This window comes from Ravibacter arvi (genome assembly GCF_039540405.1).
Taxonomy (GTDB): domain Bacteria; phylum Bacteroidota; class Bacteroidia; order Cytophagales; family Spirosomataceae; genus Ravibacter; species Ravibacter arvi.
The window spans coordinates 24,069-45,684 of the sequence record NZ_BAABEY010000012.1; the positions used below are offsets into that span (position 1 = coordinate 24,069).

The window sequence follows — 21,616 nt, forward strand, 5'->3', positions numbered from 1 at the left end:
AGCTTTTAGAAGATCACGTTCAGACCTGCGGTGAATGTTTTCACCTGCGGATAAGAAAAAATATTGTCTGCCTCGAGGTTCTTTTCAGGATCCCAGTTTTTCATTTTGGTAATGGTAAACAGGTTCTGCCCGTTGACAAACAACTTCAGGTTTTTCATGGCAAGCTTTTTGACTACCGCAGCCGGAAGGTCATAGCTTAGCTGTACGTTCTTCAACCGGAAATAAGAGGCGTTTTGCAGCCAGAAAGTAGAGTTTTCAAAGTTCAGAGTATTGCCGGTGCTGGTGGTCAGAATCGGCAGCCGCGCCCCGGTATTTTCTGGTGTCCAGGCATCTGTCAGCCATTCTTTGGTAACACCAGCGCCGTTGTAGTACGGATAGCTGATGTTCGCCTGCGGGTAGGTATAAACATTGCCGACTGCCTGGAAAAACGCATTTAACTGGAAGCCTTTGTAGCCTGCCCCAAGGTTAAGCGAATAAGTCAGCTCGGGCACTACCCCGTGAAACACCTTGCGGTCTTTGGCATCAATTTTGTTGTCGCCGTTCTGGTCCTTGTACTTCAGGAAACCCACCTTGGTAGCAGCATTCTGGAAAGCATGGTCGGCTATTTCTGCTTCCGACTGAAAAATCCCTTCGGCCTCATAAATGTAATAGGACTGTACGGGGCTGCCTTCTCTCGTAATGTAGCGCCCGCTCACAATCTCCTGGCCATTCAGGTTGGTAACCCGGTTCTTGTTGAACGCCAGGCTCCCGTCGATTTCATAGGTTACCCCGCCTTTCCGGTCGCGGTAGCCCACCAATACTTCAATTCCCTTGTTGCTCATAGAACCGATATTGGTAGTCGGGCCGGTCAGGTCACCCACCTGCGACGCATAATTGATCGCGCGCAAAATACCGTCGGTCGCTTTGTTGTACAATTCCACGGTCGTGTTCAATTTCCCGTTAAACAGGGTAATGTCGAGACCGAGGTTGGACATCGTAGTGGTCTCCCAGCTCAGTAAAGGGTCGGCCCCTTCGGTGGCCGCGGCGCCCAGGGCTTCCGTCTGGCCGAAAGCGTAATTTTGCCCGAGAGTCACCGATTTCATATACCGCCACAGGTCAATTTGCTGGTTCCCGATTTTCCCCCATGAGAACCGGGGCTTCAGGTTGGTGATCCAGCTCACATCACGCAGGAAGTTTTCCTGGTCCATTCTCCACCCCAATGAAAAAGAGGGGAACAGCCCCCAGCGCTGCCCTTTTGCGAACCGCGAGGAACCGTCGTAGCGGAAGTTGGCTTCTACCAGGTACTTATCGGCGAAATTATAGTTGAGCCGGCCGAAATAAGACAGGATCGCCGATTTGTTGGAGTACCCGGTAACCTGCGGATTGATGAGGAACACATCCATGTCCGTCAGCTCGTTGTCGAGAGCCCCTTCTTTCTGAGAAGTAAAAAACTCCCATGAGAACGTTTCCACGCTGCTCCCCAAAAGCGCTGATAAGTTGTGGTTTTCCCCGATTTGCTTGTTCCAGTCCAGCGTGTGGAAGCCGGTCAGGTTGATTTCCTTTTCATACCGGCGGAAACCCATCGCCGTCGCATTCACAATAACCGGGTTGAGCGTTTTGGGATTAACGTTTTCCAGGTAGGGCCGGAATACATGCTGCACATAATCATAATTATTGGCTGCCAGGTTAACCCGGTAATTAATATTCAGCGGGAGCTTCACATCAGCAAAAACGTTGGCCAGCAGTCGCGTCCTGACATAGTCACGGCTTCCTTCTTTGAGGTTGGCCAGCGTGTTTGACCAGACGTTTAACCCGGTGGACCGCAGCCAGGTATTGCCGTACCTGCCGTCTGCGATCTGGACGGGAAAAATCGGTACGGTCCTGAAAATCGCATTTTGCCAGTAGCTGTTGGTAGTAACCTGCGGCTCGTCGTACTTCCTGAAAACACCTGAAATTTTCCCGCCTATGGAAAGGAACTTATTGATATCGACTTTTCCGTTCAGGCCGATCGAATAGCGGCTTGCCTTGGACTTGTCGTATTTCAGAATACCGGTCTGGTTCATCGCGCCGAAGGTCAGGGCCAGGTTATGCTTGTCGCCGCCACCGGAAACCGTAACGTTATGCTCGTGGATAAAACCTCTCCGAAGTGCGATTTCATAGGGATTCGTCCGCGGATACATATAACCGTTGGGGTCATTCGCCATACCTTTGGTGTACTCCTCAATCTCGGCATCGGTGTATTCTTTCGATTTGCCCTCGTTGGTCAGCGCGATGTTTTTGTATTTCATAAAATTGATCGGGTCCCACTCCACATCCGGCAGCTTGATGGCTTTTTCGGTACCGAAATAATTGTTGTAGCTCACCTTGTAGCCTTCACCCCGGTTACCTGCTTTGGTTTTGATCAGGATAACCCCGTTGGCCGCCCTGGAACCGTAAACTGCCGTAGAGGCAGCATCTTTGAGGACTGAAATACTTTCAATTTCATTCGGGTTAATGTCCAGCAACGGGTAAGATACCCCGTCTATCAGCACCAGCGGGTTGTTGTCATTCAGTGTACCGACGCCGCGAATCCGGATGGTCGCCTGGTCGTTGCCCGGCTGGCCGGAGTTCTGGTTCACGTAAAGCCCGTTAAGCCCCTGCAATGCCTGGGACGAGGTCGTGATAGGCCTGTTGGCTATCTTTTTTGGGTCAGCCACCGTAATGGCGCCCGTCAGGTTTACCTTTTTCTGGGTACCGTATCCGACTACCACCACTTCTTCCAGCGCTTTTTCATCTGCCACCAGGGAAACCGACAAATCGGTACGGCCGCCCGGTACAACCTCCTGTGTAATATACCCGACGAAAGAAAAAACAAGCACGGCATTGTTTTCGTCTTTCAATTCGAGCTGAAAGTTGCCGTCCAGGTCCGAAACCGTTCCCTGCTGCGTTCCTTTTACCAGGATATTCACGCCGGGCAGCGGTTCCTTTGTAGTGCCGTCCACAACGCGGCCTTTTACGCTGCGATCCGCAATAGTTTCCGGGCCGCCCTCAACGGCAAGCTGCAACGGTTCGTCCAGCAGACTCTGCTCTGGCTTCGCTGCTACCTTTTTGAGGACGATCTGGCCGCCGACAATTTCCCATTGAATCGCTGTTTTCTCAAACAACCGGCTCAGCACTTCAGAAAGCTTCTGCCGGTCTGCTGCCATCGAAACCTTGTTCCCAGCGCGTATGGTCTGCGGACTGTACACAAACCTTACATTTGCCTGGCGCTCAATTGCGGATAAGACATAACCGAGCTTCTGCTCTTTCACCTGAAGTGTGACCGTTCGGTTCAGAAGGTCCTGGGCGGTACCGGGATTGGCCCAACCCATACCGCAGCAAACCGCGATTAGTACCAGTTGTAGTAGTGAAATCCTCATGGCCTTCCATGCAAGATGTTGCCAACCTTGTTTAAAATGCATAAATTCAATTCGTTTTGTTCATTTTCCTGAAAAATTGGGCATTACAATAGCCGGGTGCGCTTTTTGCGTACCTGCTGCAGGCGGCTCTTTCCGGGAGCTCCCCTGTTATGGTCGCAGATGTTTCCGGCATCTGCGGCCTTTTCTCATTTTTTTATCCGGATAGTCGTTACTGCATAGGCAAGTAGTTAAATGGCTTGTTTATTGGTTGATATCGTCGTGGCATCCTTCGCCCTTGATTACAATTTCCGTCCCTTCTATTTCATACGTCAAACCGAGCGGGCTGCAAATCATGTCGAGCTTAACAAACAGCGGCTGATCGCCCAGCCGGGCACGCAGCGTACAGTTTCTGATCACTTCGGCGTCATACCGTATCCGTATTTCATACGCCTTCGCGATCGCCTCGAATACCCTTGCCGCCGGAGTTTCCTGGAAGTCAAATATTTCATCCATTGCTTCCCGCCTGACCGGTACCGGTTCCGTCGCCAGCACTTTGGTCAGCTCTGCTTTCGTATTCAGCCGCACCGCTCTTTCATTCGGTTTCAGAACAATACTTTCCTTGGGTTCTTCCAGGAAAACGGCTACTTTCCCGGTTACAACCGACACTTCAGCAGGCTTGTCATCCTGTGAAAAAACATTGAAGCTGGTCCCGAGCACGCGTACGTTCAGTGCACGCGTGGTTACAAAAAAAGGTTGAAGACTGTCCCTGACGACTTCAAAAAAAGCGTTTCCGTCAAGTTTGACCAGGCGCCGGCCCGTTTCAAATTCCCTTGGATATGTAAGCGTACTGCCCGGTTGAAGTGTAACTCCGGAACCGTCGGGCAGCAAAAACGGAAGGGGGGTTTCGCTGTCATTTCGTTTTACCACAAGGTCGTTTTCCGGCAAAGTCACCGCCCTGAACGACGCCTGCTGCTGCCAGAACAGGAAGCCGCCACCGGTGATCAGCAAAATCGCTGCCGCAACAGCCGCCCACCGCCTGATAAAGCCCGTTCGGAGGGAATTCCGGGGTGTTCCGTCATCAAAAGAAGTTCGCTCCCCGCGCAGCTCATTTTTTAACGACGCCAATATACGTTTACCGGGTTCCTGCCAGTCGGGTTCCGGCCGGCTTTCGGAGGAGCTCTCCCAGTCTTCGTCCAGAATTTTGTCCAGTTCCCGGTTATTCGACCCTGCAAAATACTGACTCAGTATTTCCAGCTCCTGGGGAGAACATTTACCTTCCCGGTATTTTTGAAGAAGCGCTCTGGTTACCATTGTCGCAAAGACTATTTACAGAGCTAATACAAATATCCTGCGACCGACCTTTATCCGGGATGCTGTTTTTTTAAAAAATTTTATTGGTGAAGCCTGAGACAGGCCACAGGTTTACAGATGAAGATCAACATGTGCCAATCGTTCGCGTAAAAACTTGAGCGCTTTTACCATCTGGCTTTCGACCGTATTTTTCGAGATTCCCATATCCGAGGCGATTTCCTCGTAGGTCATGACTTCAAAGCGGCTCTTTTCAAATATCTCCCGTCGCTTTGGGGGGAGCCCGGCAAGCGCCTTTTGCAGCTCTTCCGACATTTCGTTTTCACGGAGAAGGAAATCGGCAGTGTTCAAATCCTGCTGGCCTTGCGCGACGAGGAACACGGCGGCGTCCTTGCGCAGCAGTTCCCGCCGATACCGGTTGATTACGGCGTGTTTGGCAATCACAAGCAGTTGCGCGTCCGGAGGAATGGCAGCCACGAAACTGTGCCGGTTTTTCCAGAATTTCAGAAAAACGTCATGCACCAGGTCCTCGGCCTCCTGTGCCTCCCGGGCATGCCGCATGGCGAAACGGTACACCTTTCCGAAATACCGGTGATACAAGATCTCAAACATCTCTTCATCCATATCCGATTTCTTGCTTTACACGTTAAACTGTCAGTTCTATAATGGTGTAAAAAAGTCGTTACACAAAATTCGCTATTTTTGACAAGCTATAGCGATCAGTCCCTTTCCTTAACAATTTAATAATGGCCTCCCGGCCCGGAGCGCCGTACACATCCCGGCTTGCTGCAACTTTACCGTCATAAAGTTAAAATGTGCGCCTTCTTAACCCAATAAAATTGAAAAATAAATAGGTTTGTACCACTCATTTACCATGTTGCTATGAATTTCGAACGAACGCTGCAAATCCTCATCCTGTCGCTGACGGTACTGTCCGGGGGCACTTCCACTGCCCAATCACAAGCAAACCGGCCGGTACGGCTAAAGGTAATGAGCTACAACATACACCATGCCAATCCACCCGAACGAACCGACGGGTTTATAGATCTCCCGGCAATTGCGCGTGTAATCCGTTCCTCCGACCCGGACCTGGTCGCCCTCCAGGAGGTTGACGTGAACACGATCCGCTCGGGGAAAGGAGTTCACCAGGCACGCGAACTGGCAGCGCTTACAGGCATGCACTTTTTTTTCGCCAAAGCGATCGACCATGAAGGCGGTGATTACGGTGTTGCAGTTTTGTCGAAATTCCCGCCGGTGGACTCGCTCCGGCTTCCGCTGCCCCTCCCCGAAAATGTAAAAGGAGAACCCAGAACGCTGGCTGCCGTTGCGATAGAACCCCGCAAAGGCGACCGGATCTGGTTCGGATCCACTCACCTGGATCTTACCGAAGCCACCCGCCTGTTTCAATGTGAGCTCATTCTCAAAAACCTGGCGACCAAAACCGACCCGGTGATCCTGGCCGGTGATTTTAATGCAGTTCCCGAAAGCAGAGAACTGAGCCGGCTGAGCAGCGCCTTTACCCGCACATGCAATGAAGATTGTCCACCTACCATCCCGGTAATCAGGCCCCGAAAAACCATCGACTTTATTCTGTACACGCAAGAAAAACGGATCAAAACGCTGAAGCACCAGGTCATTTCCGAGACTTACGCATCGGACCACCTGCCGGTGGTAGCCGAGTTATCCTTTGACTAGAGTAGCCGAATTCCTCAAAATCGGCGTATTAAACAGGAGCGTGTCCTGCAATATGGGGATTCACGCTGTGTTTCGGTCACCCAATAATTGAAATGAAAAAGTCTGCGTCGGTTATCAAGTACCTCTGTCTTTCGCTCTGCTGTCAGCTTGCTACGGGCCTTTCCGCCCAATCGCTGGAATCTCTCTATGTTCCGGGAGCTTTTCCTGACCGGATCATTCTGAATGCGACCACAGAGCCGGCTACCTCAGCCGCCTTCAACTGGAGAACCACCGATACCACCCAGGTCAGCTACCTGGAAATTGCCCCGGCGGAAGCCGACCCAAGGTTCGTAAAAAATGCAACCCGCTACCAGGCCACGTCGGCCCGGCTGGAGGTCGAAGGCACCCCGTCGGCGGTATATCATTCGATCCTGGTCGAAAAATTGACTCCCAATACCAAATACGCCTATCGCGTAGGGTCAGGCCACTACTGGAGCGAGTGGATACACTTCAACACTGCGCAGAAGGACAACTCGAAATTACAGTTTCTCTACTATGGCGATGTGCAGGTCAATATGCGCTCACTGTGGTCACGGGTAGCACGCGAAGCATTTAAGAAAGCGCCTGATGCCAGGCTTGCCATTTATGCCGGCGATCTGATCAACAGGGCCAACAGAGACGTGGAATGGGGTGAGTTCTTTGATGCCGGCGGCTTCATTCATGCCATGATCCCTAATTTTCCGACGCCGGGGAACCATGACCATTTCGACAATGATCAAAAGGAGAACACCATCTCCAAATTCTGGCGCGCGCAATTCAATCTTCCGCTGAACGGCCCGGAGGGGCTCGAAGAAACGGTCTACTATGCGGATATCCAGGGAGTAAGATTTATTTCCCTCAACTCCGACATGGTAGAGGAAAGCGACCGGCACCTGGAAGCCCAGGCCAGGTGGCTGGAACCGTTGCTTGCCAACAACCCGCAGCGCTGGACGGTCATTACCTTCCATCACCCTATCTTTTCGCCCAAGCAAACCCGGGATAACAAACGCATGCGTGAAACCTTTAAGCCGCTTTTTGACAAATACAGGGTTGACCTGGTGTTACAGGGGCACGATCATACTTACGCCCGCGGAATGGCAAAAATACCTATGAAAGATAAGGCCAGATCGGGTACTATGTACGTGGTATCCGTCAGCGGCCCGAAAATGACGGATTCACATGTCGACAAAGCAGGCTGGATGGATAGAAAAGCGATCTACACCCAACTGTTCCACGTTATCGAAGTGGAGAACGACAGGCTGAATTTTAAAACCTATACGGCGGTCGGTGATTTGTACGACGAGTTTGACCTGAAAAAACAAAAGGGGAAAACCAACCTGCTCATCGACAAAACGCCTGCAAATGTAGCGGAGCGTTAGCTTTTGTAAGGTTGAACCACAGGTCCCGCATACCGGAAACTCCCGGTGGTTTCCCCCAGGAATTCAGATACATTCGGATACAAAGTCAATTGCGCAAGCTCATCAGGAGAGATCCAGGCAATTGCCTGGGCAGATGTGTGCCCGTGGTCGAGGTGCGGCTCGCCGGACGCAATCTCCGCCTCGAAAACGCAATGAAGCGTGTCTTCCTTCTGATTGAAATTCAGCACTTCACATGCCAGGATCATCCTCCCTATCCGGGCGGTAATGCCGAGTTCTTCCTCCAGCTCCCGCGCCAGGGTTTCGGGAAGGGCCTCGCCGGGATCGGGGTTGCCGCCCGGTAAGACATGCACGATTTCTGTCCCGTATTGGTAGCGCATGGTGAGTACCAAACCGTCTTGAACGATCCAGGCCGCAGGTCTTACTTTCATAATACCGCCTTTTCTATCAGGAGAATCAGGATGTGAATGACTTTGATATGAATTTCCTGGATGCGATCGGAATACCTGAAGTGAGGTACCCTGATTTCAACATCGGCTTTACCGGCAAGCTTGCCGCCGTCTTTACCGGTTAGCAGAATAACTTTCATCCCCTTCCCGCGCGCTGCGTCAACGGCTTTTATCACGTTGGCTGAATTTCCGCTGGTGCTGATGCCGAGCAGTACATCGCCTTTCCGGCCCACGCCTTCGATAAAACGGGAAAAAACGGCGTCAAACCCATAGTCATTGGACACACAGGACAAGTGGCTGACATCGGAAATAGCAATCGCGGGCAATGCCCTTCTGTCATCCCGGAACCTGCCGGTCAACTCTTCCGCAAAATGCATGGCGTCACAATGTGAACCTCCATTACCGCAGGAAAGCACCTTGCCATCGGCCAGGATTGCCTCCGAAATCAGGGCTGCAGCCGCAGCGATCCTTTCAATATTGTCGGGATTCCGGATAAAGCTGTCCAACACATTTTGCGCTTCCAGCAGTTCCTCCCTGATAATGTGGCTGATTTCCATAATTAAAAAGTCTGTTGTCTGTATGGCATATTGTACCTTATACCGACCGAAAATAAATCTGTATTCGGGACCGCACCGGTTTTAAACCCTGCAACCTTCCGCTTCATCATCCGGTAATCCAGGAAGAGATTTTGTTTGAGCAGGTAAGAAAACCGGAGATCAAACAGGCGGGTTCTCCTGACCATCCCCTGTGCAACGTGAACGCCCGAATCATAAACCCGGGTATCGTAATCCAGGGTAAGATCCCCGCCGTAATTCAAGCCCGCCGTATCCATTCCTTTTTTCGCCAGCATCATCGTCCCGTATAGTGTCAGCCTTTCATTCATCTGCCACCGGGCGATTCCAAGAAACTCCCGGAAGTTAGCCTCCAGCGGATGCGCAAGAGGCTGCTTATAATGCATATAATTCCTGTCCCCGTCGCGGTGGCTGTAAGTGTAAGGATACACCACGTTGTATTCGGTCTGGAGATCAAAGTTAGGAATATTAAAGGCATCCACGCGCTTGGCGCCCAACTGAAAAGCGTACTTCCTTGTCCAGGATTTCCTGCCGTTGAAGAGGTCCCTGCTGAGGAATTCATCGATCATGGCCTGGCCATACAATGAAGTATTTTTCAAGGCCAGCCATTTGAAATCCAACCCGAGCAATGCATTGTCAGAACTCCCCAGGTACGACTCAACAAAACGATAAAAGATGATCGGGTTCAGGTAGTTGGCGTCAAAACCTCCGCCGGTACTATCCCGGGCAAACACCTCCGCTTCAAAAAAACCGATATTCAGGCGGTCCGTTATGTTCACGCTCAGATGATGCATGGCCGTATACTTCTTTTTCCGGAGAAGGTTCGGATAGGGAGCATCCTGGTTGTTGATCATTGAGGTCCACAAATTGGTATAATTGAACCGCCCAATCCTGGTGTTCAGCTTGAGAAAAAGGTAGGGAGCGCTGTTGTCCGAAAGGAAAAGCGACCTGTACCCGTTGCCAAAGAAATTTTTATCGTGCCCGAACTGGAGATTAATACTTTTCAGCGGATGGAAGGTGATATAGCCCCGGGCCGAAAAGAAATCTGCATTTTTTTTCCGGGCGCCGATTTTGGTGAGCCCCTCGCCGGGGAAGTTCAGGTGGTCGGTATAATCCTGTACGTATCGGGGGAAGAACCCCTGGTTATCGGAGACATAGGTATAGAACCCCAGCTTTTCGTTGATCATGCCCCTCAGTTCCATACCACGCCCTGAGAACATGACGGCCTTGCCCAGGTTGCCATCCTTCCCGATAAAATTGTTGGTCACAAAATTGACATGGATATCGAAGTCTTTTGACCGGTGACTGTACAAGTCTGCCGGGTGTGCCCATAACCTGCGCTGCCGGCCTGTTTTTTCAGAAATCCGCCTGAAAGTGCCCTTTACCAAATTCGCGGTGTCCCGCGTCCACTCCCAGCTATCCCATTTCAGGAACCGGAAATTGGCATCATCCCTTTCGTTGAATTCCAACCGTGGTTCGGCTTCAATTTCCTCCAAAAACTCAACGACAGCTTTCCTTTCAAATGGTTTGATGCCGGAATGAAACTTTGAAGACAGCTTTTGGTGCCTCAGTTCGTAACGTTCAATCAGGTGGTAATAGTCGTCGTTCAAAGGAGCAAACGTACTCTGGCAAACAGAAACATGGGCAAATGAAACAAAGACCGAGAACAAAAGAAGGACCTGGCTGTGTATGCGCATGTTTGTTGGGAAACTGGGCAATTTGATATAGATGATGGCGCAAAAGTATCCATTTTAACAGTCTAACAAAAATTTTAGTCCAGATCATCAGCTTGTTGGACTTCACGAGCGCGGCATAGCTGTCAAATGCACGCGTTCCCGGTCCCGGCATGGCTACACTCCTATTGACAACAAGAGGTATGCCGCCGCTCCAACCGGAGGGTCATCCCGACTGGAGCGCAGCGGAATGGAGGGATCTCCCGGTCCCAGTACCCAATCCCTTTTAGAGGACTTTTTTTTAGCAACAGGAGATCCTTCGACTCCGCTGCGCTCCGCTTCAGGATGACCATCCGACAGATGCGCTACCATTGACAACAAGAGGTATGCCGCCGCTCCAACCGGACGGTCATCCCGACCGCAGCGGAGGGATCTCCCGGTCCCTGCACCCAATCCCTTTCAGAGGACTTTTTTTTAGCAACAGGAGATCCTTCAGTTCCACTGCGTTCCATTCAGGATGACCGTCCGGCAGATGCGCTACCATTGACAACAACAGGTTTAGCGCCGCTCCAACCGGAGGGTCATCCCGACCGCAGTGGAGGGATCTCCCTGTCCCTGTACCCAATCCCTTTCAGAGGGCTTTTTTATAGCAACAGGAGATCCTTCGACTCCGCTGCGCTCCGCTCAGGATGACCATCCGGCAGATGCGCTACCATTGACAACAACAGGTTTAGCGCCGCTCCAACCGGAGGGTCATCCCGACCGCAGTGGAGGGATCTCCCGCTCCCAGTACCCAATCCCTTTCAGAGAACTTTTTTCTTGCAACAGGAGATCCTTCAGTTCCACTGCGTTCCATTCAGGATGACCATCCGGCAGATGCGCTTCCATTGACAACATCTATTTGTCACCTCCGCTACAAGGTGTTTTCGCAAAAAACTTCTTTCACAGGATGACCCTCCGGCGGGACGGTCATCCCGACCGCCGTCAGTTCAGCAACTGATCAAATGTGAGCGACAGGTAATACATGGAACCTACCGTCGGGTTGCCCCAACCCGTAATATACTGCTGGTTGAAAATGTTGGTACCACCCACCTTCAGAACCGATTTTATAGCCGAAATCTTTTTGCTGATTTGAGCATCTACCGTGGAAATAGCGGGTATTATGGACTGTCTCGAGCGGTCCGTTGCAAATTTCAACCCGTTCGGCACGAAAGAAGAATTCCAGATGAAAGCATCCTGCCGACGCCAGACCACGTTGAACGCCCAGCCTGTACGCGCGATATTCCGGTTGCCCAGCGTCAGGCTGTAACGGAATTTTGGGGTATTGAACCCGATGTCGGAACCATCATCCAGCACCGCTTTGTTCATTTCGGAGCTGAACATTTTAACACCACCGGCTCTAAGCGTATTGTTGGAGATATTTCCACCCAAATTGAAGTGATACGGCAAAATATAGTCAAGCCCCAGGCCGAATCCGTGTGTTTTAATATCTTTTTCATAGTTTCCCTGCATTCCGAAAATCTGACCGCTGTTGGGGCCCGACGTTACCATCAGGTTATTGCCGACAATAAAGTCTTTGTAGGTACTGTTGTAGTAATAGACATCCGCAAAAAGCGATTCCCCGATCAGGCCTTTGTAGCCGACTTCCGTTGAAATCACGCGCTCCGGCTTAAATTCGGTAAATACAAACGGCTGCCTTGTCTTGAGGTTGATCACCTGGGCCCCGGTAAAATACTTCTCCCGCAGTTCCGGTAACCCGCCGATAAGCCGCGCCTGTGGTGTAATCAGGTCTATGAACTGCGCCTGCGTATCGGGAATCCGGAAAGCAGTCTGGAAAGACGCCCTCACATTGTGATTCTTGGCCAGGGTAAGCACCCCGGAAACACGCGGTGAAAACTGCCCTTTGAAATTGTTGTTCTTGTCATAGCGGACCGATCCCGTCAACTTAAAAATATCCGCAATGGTTTTCTGCGCCTGAACATACCCGCCGATTTCGGTAATATTGGGTTCCTTTCCATTTTCGTCCTGGTAAAAGAGCGTGCCTTTCGAATTCAGGTCAAACAGGCGGTAGCTGGCTCCCGCTATAATCTCCACTATTTTCGGATCAAGCACCTTGTTGAAATTGTACATACCTTCCAAATGGTAGAGGGCAGTCCTTTCCAGGAACTTGGCGCCTACGTTGCCTGCATCTCCCGGGATGGGAATCCTGGTTACTGCATTGAGGCGATCAGTGAATGCCGCTGAGCCCGGCGTTTCGCTGCGCCCGTCGCCAACTCCCGGCATCTGCCTTATCTGCGCCGCAATGTCATTTTGCCGTGTGCTGAAATAGGAAATCTGGTTCAGGTAAGTCATCAGGGCGGCTTCGGGTCCGGAGGCCTGGTAAGCCTTGAAAGTATTATCGAGCAGCGGCCCCAGCGTTGCGCCGGCATAAGTAGCCCCATAACGAGCAAAATAAGTCGGGTCGGTGACCACCTGCCCGTTTTGCATCGTCCACATCCTGTTGACACCGAGTCCTGCCAGGCCTACGGCATACGTATCGCCGGAGTTTTCCTGGGTGGTATAGGCGCGGACAAAAAAGTTAGCGCCTTTTACCTCGGCTTTGTACTGGCCGATCGTGAAATTCTTGATAAAATACCGGTCGGCGCCGGTATAAACCGTGGTACCAAGCCCCCAGTTGCCCTGCAGGATCGCCTCTACATTGTCGTTGATCCGGTAATGGAGTGAGGCATTGGTTTTGATGCTGTAGGCGTTGTAATCGACCAGATCGCGTTCCGTATAGCCTCTTCTTGCGAAGGTACGGTCTCCGTAGAGGTCATTCAGTACTTTCTGGTAACCCAGGGCCGGCGTATTCACACCTTCGAATATCCCTGCCTGCGCAAGAAGACCGCCGAGGGTGGTTAAACCCGCTTGCAGCGGCTTCAGCGCGTCGATGGCGGCTGCCATCGCAGCCAGGTTGCTCCCCAGGAAAGAGGCGATTCCTACTGACGGATCACCATACACATTGACACCGTCATATCCCGGATTCCAGGCTTCGGTCCCGTTGAATCCATAGCCGTTGGAAAGACTTTGATCGCGGTAATCGGTTGCCTGCCAGTCTTTGGCTTTCAGGTAGGTAAAGTTCACCTTGAAGGCGAGCTTGTTATTGAATGCCTTGGCGTAGCGAATCCCCACGTCGTAGAAAGGGGTAGTGGCCTCCGGTTCGTGCGAATACCGCTTCACACGATTATCCGCATGCATGATGCCGGTTTTGGCATAAGCGCTGAGCCCCTGGTACAGGAACGGGCTCTTACTGTTCATGAGCAGAATCCCGTTGACGGCATTTGCGCCATAGAGGGCCGAAGCCGCGCCCGGCAACAGCTCGACGCTCTCCACATCAAGCTCCGACAAGCCCGCTATATTGGCTACGGAGAAATTAAGGCCTGGGGCCTGGTTGTCCATTCCGTCCACGAGCTGAACCATCCGGAGGTTCCCGTTACCGGAAAAACCACGGGTATTGGGATTACTGAAAGTGAGTGACTGGGTACTCATGTCTACCCCCTTCAGGTTTCGGATTGCATCAAAAAAAGACGGGGCCGGACTTTCCCGGATCGACCGGATGTCGAGTCGTTCGATCGATACCGGCGATTGGAGCACACTCTCTTCCACGCGCGAGGCAGAAACAATCACTTCCCGTCCCATAATTATTTCCTCCTCCAGTGCGACCGAAATATCGGACCGCCCACCGGTTACGTCTATTTCCTGCGGCTGAAAACCCACAGAAGAAAATACGAGCGTAAAAGGCGGCGGGGCAGACACAGTCAGGGAAAAATCGCCTCTGGTGTCCGTAATGGTCCCGGCTACTTTTCCTTTAACCCTCACACTCACTCCCACCAGGGGAGTGCCCGAACCCGACTCTGTAACCTTACCGGTAAGCGTAACCTGAGCGAAAGCAGCGGTACCTCCAACGATTATCAGAAGTACTGCAAGTGAACAGAAGTACGTTAAAAGCTTCATATGAGTCCTGATTAATTGTTATGCAAACATAACAAATTTATTATTTTTCTACTATTTTTTCTGAGTTGTGCCATAAAAACAATTGGTTCTGTTATAAACAGACCATAATCAGCTCTCTATCAATATCTTAATAAAAACAGGGCCGGTTTTGATTTGGTAAAGCAGACAAACCGAAATAGCTTTGTAACCGAAGAGGAAATAGCCATGAGCCGTAAGGTTTTAACGACACACAAACCGGCCGATGAATAGTCGGTCTGCCGCCGGGGCTCATAACTTTTTGACAGATGAAAAATAAGGAAGTAACGGGCATGTAACCAGTTTGAAATGAATAATACCTTTGTAGTGATAATGGCGGGAGGCGTAGGCACCCGCTTTTGGCCTTTCAGCCGCACCAATTTCCCGAAACAGTTTCATGATGTGCTTGGAACCGGGAAAACACTTCTTCAGCAAACTGCGGGAAGATTCCAGCAAATTTGCCCGGAAACCAATATCTACGTTGTCACAAGCGCGGAATACAAAGAGCTGGTGACCGAGCAGCTCCCTTTTCTCGGCCCGGACCAGATACTCCTGGAACCCAGCAGGCGGAATACCGCGCCTTGCGTAGCCTATGCATGTTTCAAAATCGCTTCAAAAAACCCTGACGCCAACATCGTAGTAGCTCCCGCGGATCATATTATCCTGCAGGAAGACATCTTCCAGGATACGATCCGGATCGGCCTCGGCGCTACCCGCATGGAGAGTATCCTGGTGACCCTGGGCATCCAGCCTAACCGGCCTGACACCGGATACGGCTATATCCAGTACGTTCCCGACAAAAAAATGGTGAAGAAAGTTAAAACCTTCACTGAAAAACCGCATCTCGACCTCGCGATCCAATTCATTGAAAGCGGCGAATTTGTGTGGAATGCCGGCATCTTCATCTGGAGCGCCAGCACTTTCAAAGCTGCGTTGAAAAAGACGATGCCCGACACCTATGATCTTTTCGAAGAAGGAAACGAGTTTTACTACACCGACTCCGAAAGTATGTTTCTGACGCGTGCCTATGCACAATGCAAAAACATTTCCATAGACAACGGCATTATGGAGAAAGCTGATAATGTATATGTCATTCTCAGTGATTTCGGCTGGTCGGATCTCGGCACCTGGAAATCGCTGTACGAAGTATCCGAAAAGGACAGCAACGAGAATGTAACCACCGGCACGCTGCTGTTGCATGATACCAAAAACTGCATCATCAAAACGCCCCAGGACAAGCTGGTTGTCATCAACGGGCTGGAGGGCTTTATTGTTGCCGAATATGACGGCGTATTGCTTATCTGCAAAAAAGACGATGAGCAAAAGGTAAAAGAATTCGTCGCGGAAGCAAAATACGTCGATAACAAGTTTGTATAGTAACCCCCCATACTTCCATTCATATGTCCGTTTCAAAAAAAGTGCTCGCACAGGCCCTCGCAGCCGTACTATCCCTGGTATCTTTTGGTGCCGTTGCCCAGCAAAAGCAAACACCGGAAGCCTGGGAATCGATGTTTAACGGGAAAAACCTGGATGGCTGGGAAATCAAGATCCGTGGCCGTGAGCTCAATGACAACTACCTGAATACTTTTCGGGTAGAAGACGGCAAGATGGTGGTTCGTTACGACGAATACGACGCTTTCAAACAGCAGTATGGCCATATTTTTTACAAAAAGGAGTACGCCTATTACAAACTCAGGATCGAGTACCGCTTTGTAGGCGAACAGGCACCCCAGGGAGAGGGCTGGGCCTGGCGGAACAGCGGCGTTATGGTGCACGGGCAGAGCGCAGCCTCGATGGGGAAAGACCAGGACTTCCCGGTTTCTATCGAGGTGCAGTTCCTGGGCGGCAACGGAAAGCAGCCGAGGACTACCTGCAACCTTTGCACCCCGGGAACCAACGTAGTCATTGACGGCAAGCTTGAAACCAAACATTGCATCAACTCAACTTCCCAAACCTATGCCGGCGACCAGTGGGTAACAGCCGAGGTTTTGGTACTCGGAGATTCGCTGATCCGCCATTTTGCCAACGGGGAAAAAGTACTCGAATACGAAAAACCGCAGATGGGAGGCGGATCTGTGAGCGGACAGCAACCCGGCCTGCTGGTCGACGGGAAACTGCTTTCCCGCGGCACCATTTCACTCCAGAGCGAAAGCCATCCCGTAGAGTTCAGGAAAGTTGAAATACTGAACCTCGAAGGCTGCACAGATCCCAAAGCCAAAAACTACAAGTCATATTACGTGCATTCGGACAACTCCACCTGTGTGTATCGGAAGAAAAAGTGAGATCGGAAATCGGAAATCGGAGATCGGAGATCGGAGGTCGGATGCTGCCGGACCGATTTCCGACTTCCGACTTCCGAACTCTGACTTCTGCCATGTTACTCCTCCTCAAAATCAAGGTTTTTTCCGAAGGTTTCTTCCATAGCGAAAAGTGAAACAAAGGCCAGCAGGAAGCAAAATGCACCCACCAGGGCTGCCGCAGACAAGGTTCCGGTAAATGGCTTCAAAAACTGGAATGCCGGCAGGGTGACAAGAACCGTTGCCCGTACATTGTTGGCCACGGAAGTGGTAACGGTTGCCCTCAGGTTCGTTCCGAATTGCTCCGCCGTAGTGGTGAGAAACATGGCAATATAACCTATCGAAAAACCGAGCAGGGTATAACAGAAATACAGTTGTGCGGCGGTCTGCAGCCAACCCGAAAGCAGCACCAGCGTTATCAGCAAAGTTGCCAGCAGCATGTACCCGATCGCCTTTCGCCTTGATCCGAGCCATTGGCTCAGCACCCCGCTGAAAATATCGCCGCTTACAATCCCGATATAGGTATAAAGCACACAGGTAGCCGCTACAACACCGGTGATACCAAGCGCATCTGCGATTTCGTTACCGAATGTCGCATAGATCCCTATTACCAGATAGGTAGGAAGCGCAATTCCCATGCAGCGCAGGTACCTGAACAAACGGTCGCGCCTCGTAATTAAAGTCCACCATTGCCCCCGTTTTTGTCCGGAGGTCCTGGAAAACAAATGGGATTCCAATACATTCAGGCGAAGGCCGAGCAACCCGATCCCCATTCCGCCGCCGATAAAATAAGCCATACGCCAATCCGTCATTTTAACGGCGAAATAGGCCACTATGGTGCCGGCCAACCCGACACCGGCTACCAGCGCAGCTCCGAGTCCACGGATTTCACGGGGCAGAATTTCCGAAATGAGCGTGATACCCGCCCCAAGCTCGCCGGCCAGACCGATGCCGGCAATGAACCGCAACAAGCTGTATGATTCAACAGAACCTACGAATCCGCAGGCGATGTTGGCCAGGGAATAGGTGAGAATTGAAGCAAATAACACCGACCTTCTCCCCAGCCTGTCACCGAGCACTCCCCATAAAAAGCCGCCCAGCAGCAGGCCTGCCTGCTGCCAATTGTAGACATACGCGCCGAATTCCGAAACATCGGCATCCGAATAGCCGAGTGCTTTCAGGCTTGGCACACGCACAATGTTAAAAAGCAGCAGGTCGTATACGTCGATAAAATAACCCAGGGCGGCTACCACTACGGGAGCGCTGAAAAGCAATTTCCGGCTAACGTTGGGGGTGGACATTTTAAGGGGTATGAGGGGTGAGGTATGAGGTATGAGGGGTGGGGCGATTAACCGGAGTGGGGAAGCGTACGCCCGACGAAACGTTCCTTTCCTTTCAGAAAATTCAAAGCCCGGACAATGTTGCGGTTCAGGCTTTCAGCAGTTTTCAGATGCGCCAGGTAGCGGTTGATCTCTTTTTTAAGGTGGGGTGAAAGGCCATCAAAAACAGCCTTTGCCTCGGGATCATTTTCCAGTGCATCGGTAAAGGGTTTCGGGGCAATCACCTCCGCAACGGTGGGATTGAAAGCGATCGTTACCTCTATACGTTCCCCGATGCGGCGGGGGGAATCTGCCAGCATTTTGGTATTGATGTACAGGCGCCAGATACCTCTGAACCTGACAAGCGTCTGGGAATACGCCAGTCCGTTTACTGTTCCGAAAACGGAAACCGGCCCCTTGTTTTTACCTGCCCGCTTAAAAATTGCCTCCAGAACTCGGTGCGGAACCTGTACAAAAGGATTGATCCCGACAATCTCCAGGACTGCCGGGAACGAAAAAATCTCTGCGCCGGTGGGTTTGTTTTCCTGTAACAAGATAACCGCTACACACGCTCTATGAGGGCTCCAATCGCATTCAGACGCTTGTCAATATGCTGGTACCCCCGGTCTATTTGTTCAATGTTGTCGATAATGCTGGTGCCCTTCGCTGAAAGTGCCGCGATCAGCAGGGCAACCCCCGCCCGGATATCCGGCGAAGTCATCCGGATTCCTCTCAACTGAGATTCCCGGTTCAGCCCGATTACAGTAGCGCGGTGCGGGTCACAAAGTATGATCTGGGCCCCCATGTCGATCAATTTGTCAACAAAGAACAGGCGGCTTTCGAACATCTTCTGGTGGATCAGCACAGTTCCCTGGGCCTGTATGGCCGTTACAAGGACAATACTCAGCAAATCAGGTGTAAATCCCGGCCAGGGCGCATCCGCCACCGTCATGGACGAACCGTCCATAAAAGTTTCTATGCGGTATTTTTCCTGTGACGGCACGTAAATATCATCACCCCTGATTTCCAGCTTGATACCAAGCCGGCGAAATACATCCGGGATAATTCCGAGTTCCGCCACCTGGCAGTTCCGGATTGTTATTTCAGACTGGGTCATGGCTGCCAGTCCGATGAAGCTGCCGATTTCTATCATATCGGGCAGCATGGTATGTTCCGTTCCGTGAAGTTTGTCTACCCCCTCAATAGTCAGCAAATTGGACCCTACTCCTGAAATGCGTGCCCCCATGCGATTGAGCATTTTACAGAGCTGCTGCAGGTAAGGTTCGCAGGCAGCGTTGTAAATCGTGGTAGTGCCTTTGGCCATTACGGCGGCCATTACTACGTTTGCGGTCCCGGTAACGGAAGCTTCATCAAGCAACATGTAGGCCCCGTGCAGCTCCGCCGCCTCCACCCGGAAGAAACCGCCGTCGGCATCATCATAGTGAAAAGTTGCGCCCAGTTTTTCGAATCCCAGAAAATGGGTATCCAGTCGCCGGCGGCCGATTTTATCGCCACCCGGACGGGAAATGCTTCCCTTTCCGAACCGTCCCAGCATAGGTCCCAAAAGCATCACCGATCCGCGCAAAGCGGCGGCCTTGCGTTTGAATACTTCCGTTTCGAGGTACTCCGGCTGAACACCATTGGCCTGAAAACGCACGGAAGATTCACTCAACCGCTCTACGCCCACGCCCAGATCAGCCAGCAGATCGATCAGCTGGTTAACATCCCTGATGTCGGGTATATTGTGTATGGTAACAGGCTCACTGGTGAGCAAAACCGCACAAAGAATCTGAAGTGCTTCGTTTTTTGCTCCCTGCGGATAGATATCGCCGCTCAAGCGCCTGCCCCCGGTTATTTTGAAGGACGCCATAATAGAAATGAAAGAATTCCCGGTTACCGATCGCGGCTACTTGCCTTTCCGGTTGCGGTTTTTATTGAATTTATTGTGTTGCCGATGCCGGTTATTGTTGTTATTGTTGTTCCCGTGGCTGTTGCCACTATTGTAGGAGGTAGAATTGTAACGGTCAGGGGCAAAATTATAGCTGCCGGTTTGAGATTGGTAGCCTGTTATCTGACCGCCGCGTTGCCTTTCGGAACCATTGTTCCGGTCTTTGGGGGAAGCTTCAATCGGGCCGTTTTCCTTGATGTAGGTCAGCTCACGAGCCAGCCTTCCTTTCGAAAGCAACTCCAGCTGCTCAAACAAAACGGTATCTTCCACGTTGTCCTTGTTCCAGGTACTGTAGAAAGAACGCATCAAGCGGTAGATATAGGACACGAAGGCCAGGCGGTCGTCCGCATCCTCCGTCTCTATGGCACGTTCTACCAACAACTCCAGGTTGCGCCCGTAGTGGCGGTACAACAACCCGTGCTGGTTATAACCTACCGCCAAAGGCTTTTTCCCCAAAGCCTCCTTGGAAGGCGCCGGGTAAGGACTATCCACATCCAGCTCGAAGCCTGAAATAATGTAGAGGTCGTCCCACAGTTTATTTGTGTAATCCTGGTTGTCTTTCATGGCAGGATGAATCTGCCGCATTAATTCTACCAGGATATGCGCGTACAGCGTACGCTTGTCCCGATCCGCTATCGTTTTGATATGATCGGCCAATTTCTGAACATTACTGCCGTACTCTTTCAAAGAAGTGATATTTATACGAAATGCAAAACTAAAAAGAATTTCTTGCTTTTTTTACCAGGAGGACATGCGGCGGAAGAATTGGCGGGATACCGCTGTTACCCGCCTTCGCACGGAGTATTCTGCCTTAGGCCGGCCACGCTTCCGCGCGACCAAGGCAAATCCAGCTTTCCGGCCCCGTAGTGCACACAACAGTAACCCGGCATAAAAACTCCCTTCCGAAGGACCATTCAGCAGAATGCGAAAATATTATCCAAATTATGAGCCATACCTTATGACGTGAAGTAATTTGTCAGTATCTTTATCCTATTCCAAAGTTTCCATACTAAACTTAACCCTTCCGCCATACTACTAGAACTTTCATCAGCGATGAAACGAAGAAAATTCCTCCTGTCTCTGGGGCTATTACCGACGCTTATTCAGGTTGCTTCCTGCAAGCGACCTTACCCCAAAGCAGCTACCACGATAAAAGGCAGAATTACCGACGAGCTGGGACAACCCGTTGAGGGAATCAGGATGATTATGATGGGGATTAAACCGCTAGGCTTATCCGCACTTAAAACTTTTGAAGCCGAAAGTTATTCCGATCAAAATGGGGGCTACATTTTGTCGCATGTGGTCACAAAGGAAACAAGAATGGTCGAGATACTTTACCGACATAACCAAGATTTACCGTTTGATGAAGAGTCTTATGGGCTTTATATGATCAACAGGAATGGAGTGGAAATACAACTCTCCAACGCAGCAGGATACCCTCTTGATTTCAACGATTATGGCAAGACCACAACCTTCAACCTTCAATTCAGAAAAACTATAGCATAAAAACTCTACAAACATGAAACGAAGAAAATTCCTCCTGTCTCTGGGGCTATTACCGGTGCTTATTCAGCCAATAAAACAGCCAATGCTTCGT

Annotated in this window: 19 protein-coding genes; 5 read left to right on the top strand and 14 right to left on the bottom strand. The window is 51.1% G+C overall.

The genetic code is table 11. The features are described from left to right. Positions 1-5: 5 nt before the first annotated feature. The 3 genes from ABD852_RS05955 to ABD852_RS05965 form a co-directional block, all read right to left on the bottom strand. Positions 6-3,419, bottom strand: a complete 3,414-nt coding sequence (locus ABD852_RS05955) for a TonB-dependent receptor (protein WP_345027130.1) — start codon at positions 3,417-3,419, stop codon at positions 6-8. A gap of 198 nt (positions 3,420-3,617) precedes the next feature. Further along, entirely contained in the window at positions 3,618-4,667 is a 1,050-nt protein-coding gene (locus ABD852_RS05960; RefSeq protein ID WP_345027133.1) for a FecR family protein, read from the bottom strand. A 111-nt stretch (positions 4,668-4,778) separates the two neighbouring features. Beyond that, on the bottom strand, positions 4,779-5,288 hold the full coding sequence (locus ABD852_RS05965) for an RNA polymerase sigma-70 factor (protein ID WP_345027135.1): 510 nt from the start codon (positions 5,286-5,288) through the stop codon (positions 4,779-4,781). Between the two features lie 258 nt (positions 5,289-5,546). Here ABD852_RS05965 and ABD852_RS05970 point away from each other — a divergent pair, with 258 nt between their 5' ends. After that, complete coding sequence (locus tag ABD852_RS05970) at positions 5,547-6,359, top strand: endonuclease/exonuclease/phosphatase family protein (protein ID WP_345027138.1); 813 nt, start codon at positions 5,547-5,549, stop codon at positions 6,357-6,359. Between the two features lie 92 nt (positions 6,360-6,451). Then, positions 6,452-7,756, top strand: a complete 1,305-nt coding sequence (locus ABD852_RS05975) for a purple acid phosphatase family protein (protein WP_345027140.1) — start codon at positions 6,452-6,454, stop codon at positions 7,754-7,756. On the opposite strand, the gene ABD852_RS05980 is transcribed toward ABD852_RS05975, so the two are convergent. The 7 genes from ABD852_RS05980 to ABD852_RS06010 all read right to left on the bottom strand — a co-directional run bounded on the left by ABD852_RS05980 (position 7,753) and on the right by ABD852_RS06010 (position 14,440). Further along, positions 7,753-8,184 (bottom strand): NUDIX domain-containing protein, encoded by a 432-nt coding sequence (locus ABD852_RS05980; RefSeq protein WP_345027142.1) that lies wholly within the window; start codon positions 8,182-8,184, stop codon positions 7,753-7,755. The genes ABD852_RS05975 and ABD852_RS05980 overlap by 4 nt on opposite strands. Beyond that, the gene (gene lpcA, locus ABD852_RS05985) at positions 8,181-8,759 is read right to left on the bottom strand and encodes a D-sedoheptulose 7-phosphate isomerase (RefSeq protein WP_425568772.1); all 579 of its coding nucleotides are present in this window, start codon (positions 8,757-8,759) and stop codon (positions 8,181-8,183) included. Before lpcA ends, ABD852_RS05980 begins: the two co-directional genes overlap by 4 nt. A gap of 2 nt (positions 8,760-8,761) precedes the next feature. Further along, positions 8,762-10,471, bottom strand: a complete 1,710-nt coding sequence (locus ABD852_RS05990) for a hypothetical protein (RefSeq protein ID WP_345027144.1) — start codon at positions 10,469-10,471, stop codon at positions 8,762-8,764. A gap of 153 nt (positions 10,472-10,624) precedes the next feature. After that, positions 10,625-10,819 carry a hypothetical protein gene (locus tag ABD852_RS05995; protein ID WP_345027148.1) on the bottom strand — a complete coding sequence of 65 codons (195 nt, stop codon included), beginning with the start codon at positions 10,817-10,819 and terminating at the stop codon, positions 10,625-10,627. Beyond that, positions 10,813-10,959, bottom strand: coding sequence for a hypothetical protein (locus ABD852_RS06000; protein WP_345027151.1), 147 nt, complete (start codon positions 10,957-10,959; stop codon positions 10,813-10,815). Before ABD852_RS06000 ends, ABD852_RS05995 begins: the two co-directional genes overlap by 7 nt. A gap of 218 nt (positions 10,960-11,177) precedes the next feature. Beyond that, positions 11,178-11,303 carry a hypothetical protein gene (locus tag ABD852_RS06005; protein ID WP_345027155.1) on the bottom strand — a complete coding sequence of 42 codons (126 nt, stop codon included), beginning with the start codon at positions 11,301-11,303 and terminating at the stop codon, positions 11,178-11,180. A gap of 128 nt (positions 11,304-11,431) precedes the next feature. Then, positions 11,432-14,440, bottom strand: coding sequence for a TonB-dependent receptor (locus ABD852_RS06010; RefSeq protein ID WP_345027156.1), 3,009 nt, complete (start codon positions 14,438-14,440; stop codon positions 11,432-11,434). A gap of 324 nt (positions 14,441-14,764) precedes the next feature. On the opposite strand from ABD852_RS06010, the gene ABD852_RS06015 reads away from it, so the two are divergent. Both ABD852_RS06015 and ABD852_RS06020 read left to right on the top strand, forming a co-directional pair. Beyond that, the gene (locus tag ABD852_RS06015; RefSeq protein ID WP_345027159.1) at positions 14,765-15,832 is read left to right on the top strand and encodes a mannose-1-phosphate guanylyltransferase; all 1,068 of its coding nucleotides are present in this window, start codon (positions 14,765-14,767) and stop codon (positions 15,830-15,832) included. A 23-nt stretch (positions 15,833-15,855) separates the two neighbouring features. Continuing rightward, positions 15,856-16,737, top strand: coding sequence for a 3-keto-disaccharide hydrolase (locus tag ABD852_RS06020; protein WP_345027162.1), 882 nt, complete (start codon positions 15,856-15,858; stop codon positions 16,735-16,737). Positions 16,738-16,832: 95 nt separating this feature from the next. Here ABD852_RS06020 and ABD852_RS06025 read toward each other — a convergent pair whose 3' ends face one another. From ABD852_RS06025 to ABD852_RS06040, 4 genes are read right to left on the bottom strand one after another with little or no spacing between them, the layout of a single operon-like run. After that, the gene (locus ABD852_RS06025) at positions 16,833-18,053 is read right to left on the bottom strand and encodes an MFS transporter (protein WP_345027165.1); all 1,221 of its coding nucleotides are present in this window, start codon (positions 18,051-18,053) and stop codon (positions 16,833-16,835) included. A gap of 47 nt (positions 18,054-18,100) precedes the next feature. Then, on the bottom strand, positions 18,101-18,625 hold the full coding sequence (locus ABD852_RS06030) for a YdeI/OmpD-associated family protein (RefSeq protein ID WP_345027169.1): 525 nt from the start codon (positions 18,623-18,625) through the stop codon (positions 18,101-18,103). 8 nt (positions 18,626-18,633) lie between these two features. Continuing rightward, a complete protein-coding gene (gene murA, locus ABD852_RS06035; RefSeq protein ID WP_345027172.1) occupies positions 18,634-19,941 on the bottom strand; it encodes a UDP-N-acetylglucosamine 1-carboxyvinyltransferase in 1,308 nt (435 codons plus the stop codon). A gap of 36 nt (positions 19,942-19,977) precedes the next feature. Further along, positions 19,978-20,706: a DUF4290 domain-containing protein gene (locus ABD852_RS06040; protein WP_345027175.1), complete on the bottom strand. Its 729-nt coding sequence runs from the start codon at positions 20,704-20,706 to the stop codon at positions 19,978-19,980. Between the two features lie 366 nt (positions 20,707-21,072). Between ABD852_RS06040 and ABD852_RS06045 the strand changes: the two genes are divergently transcribed. Next, positions 21,073-21,525, top strand: a complete 453-nt coding sequence (locus ABD852_RS06045) for a peptidase associated/transthyretin-like domain-containing protein (RefSeq protein ID WP_345027178.1) — start codon at positions 21,073-21,075, stop codon at positions 21,523-21,525. Positions 21,526-21,616: the final 91 nt, after the last annotated feature.

Coding starts and splice junctions, on each gene's coding strand:
- ABD852_RS05955 (WP_345027130.1), bottom strand. CDS start 3,419: ATGCATTTTAAACAAGGTTGGCAACATCTTGCATGGAAGGCCATGAGG.
- ABD852_RS05960 (WP_345027133.1), bottom strand. CDS start 4,667: ATGGTAACCAGAGCGCTTCTTCAAAAATACCGGGAAGGTAAATGTTCT.
- ABD852_RS05965 (WP_345027135.1), bottom strand. CDS start 5,288: ATGGATGAAGAGATGTTTGAGATCTTGTATCACCGGTATTTCGGAAAG.
- ABD852_RS05970 (WP_345027138.1), top strand. CDS start 5,547: ATGAATTTCGAACGAACGCTGCAAATCCTCATCCTGTCGCTGACGGTA.
- ABD852_RS05975 (WP_345027140.1), top strand. CDS start 6,452: ATGAAAAAGTCTGCGTCGGTTATCAAGTACCTCTGTCTTTCGCTCTGC.
- ABD852_RS05980 (WP_345027142.1), bottom strand. CDS start 8,184: ATGAAAGTAAGACCTGCGGCCTGGATCGTTCAAGACGGTTTGGTACTC.
- lpcA (WP_425568772.1), bottom strand. CDS start 8,759: ATGGAAATCAGCCACATTATCAGGGAGGAACTGCTGGAAGCGCAAAAT.
- ABD852_RS05990 (WP_345027144.1), bottom strand. CDS start 10,471: ATGCGCATACACAGCCAGGTCCTTCTTTTGTTCTCGGTCTTTGTTTCA.
- ABD852_RS05995 (WP_345027148.1), bottom strand. CDS start 10,819: ATGGTAGCGCATCTGTCGGATGGTCATCCTGAAGCGGAGCGCAGCGGA.
- ABD852_RS06000 (WP_345027151.1), bottom strand. CDS start 10,959: ATGGAACGCAGTGGAACTGAAGGATCTCCTGTTGCTAAAAAAAAGTCC.
- ABD852_RS06005 (WP_345027155.1), bottom strand. CDS start 11,303: ATGGAACGCAGTGGAACTGAAGGATCTCCTGTTGCAAGAAAAAAGTTC.
- ABD852_RS06010 (WP_345027156.1), bottom strand. CDS start 14,440: ATGAAGCTTTTAACGTACTTCTGTTCACTTGCAGTACTTCTGATAATC.
- ABD852_RS06015 (WP_345027159.1), top strand. CDS start 14,765: ATGAATAATACCTTTGTAGTGATAATGGCGGGAGGCGTAGGCACCCGC.
- ABD852_RS06020 (WP_345027162.1), top strand. CDS start 15,856: ATGTCCGTTTCAAAAAAAGTGCTCGCACAGGCCCTCGCAGCCGTACTA.
- ABD852_RS06025 (WP_345027165.1), bottom strand. CDS start 18,053: ATGTCCACCCCCAACGTTAGCCGGAAATTGCTTTTCAGCGCTCCCGTA.
- murA (WP_345027172.1), bottom strand. CDS start 19,941: ATGGCGTCCTTCAAAATAACCGGGGGCAGGCGCTTGAGCGGCGATATC.
- ABD852_RS06045 (WP_345027178.1), top strand. CDS start 21,073: ATGAAACGAAGAAAATTCCTCCTGTCTCTGGGGCTATTACCGACGCTT.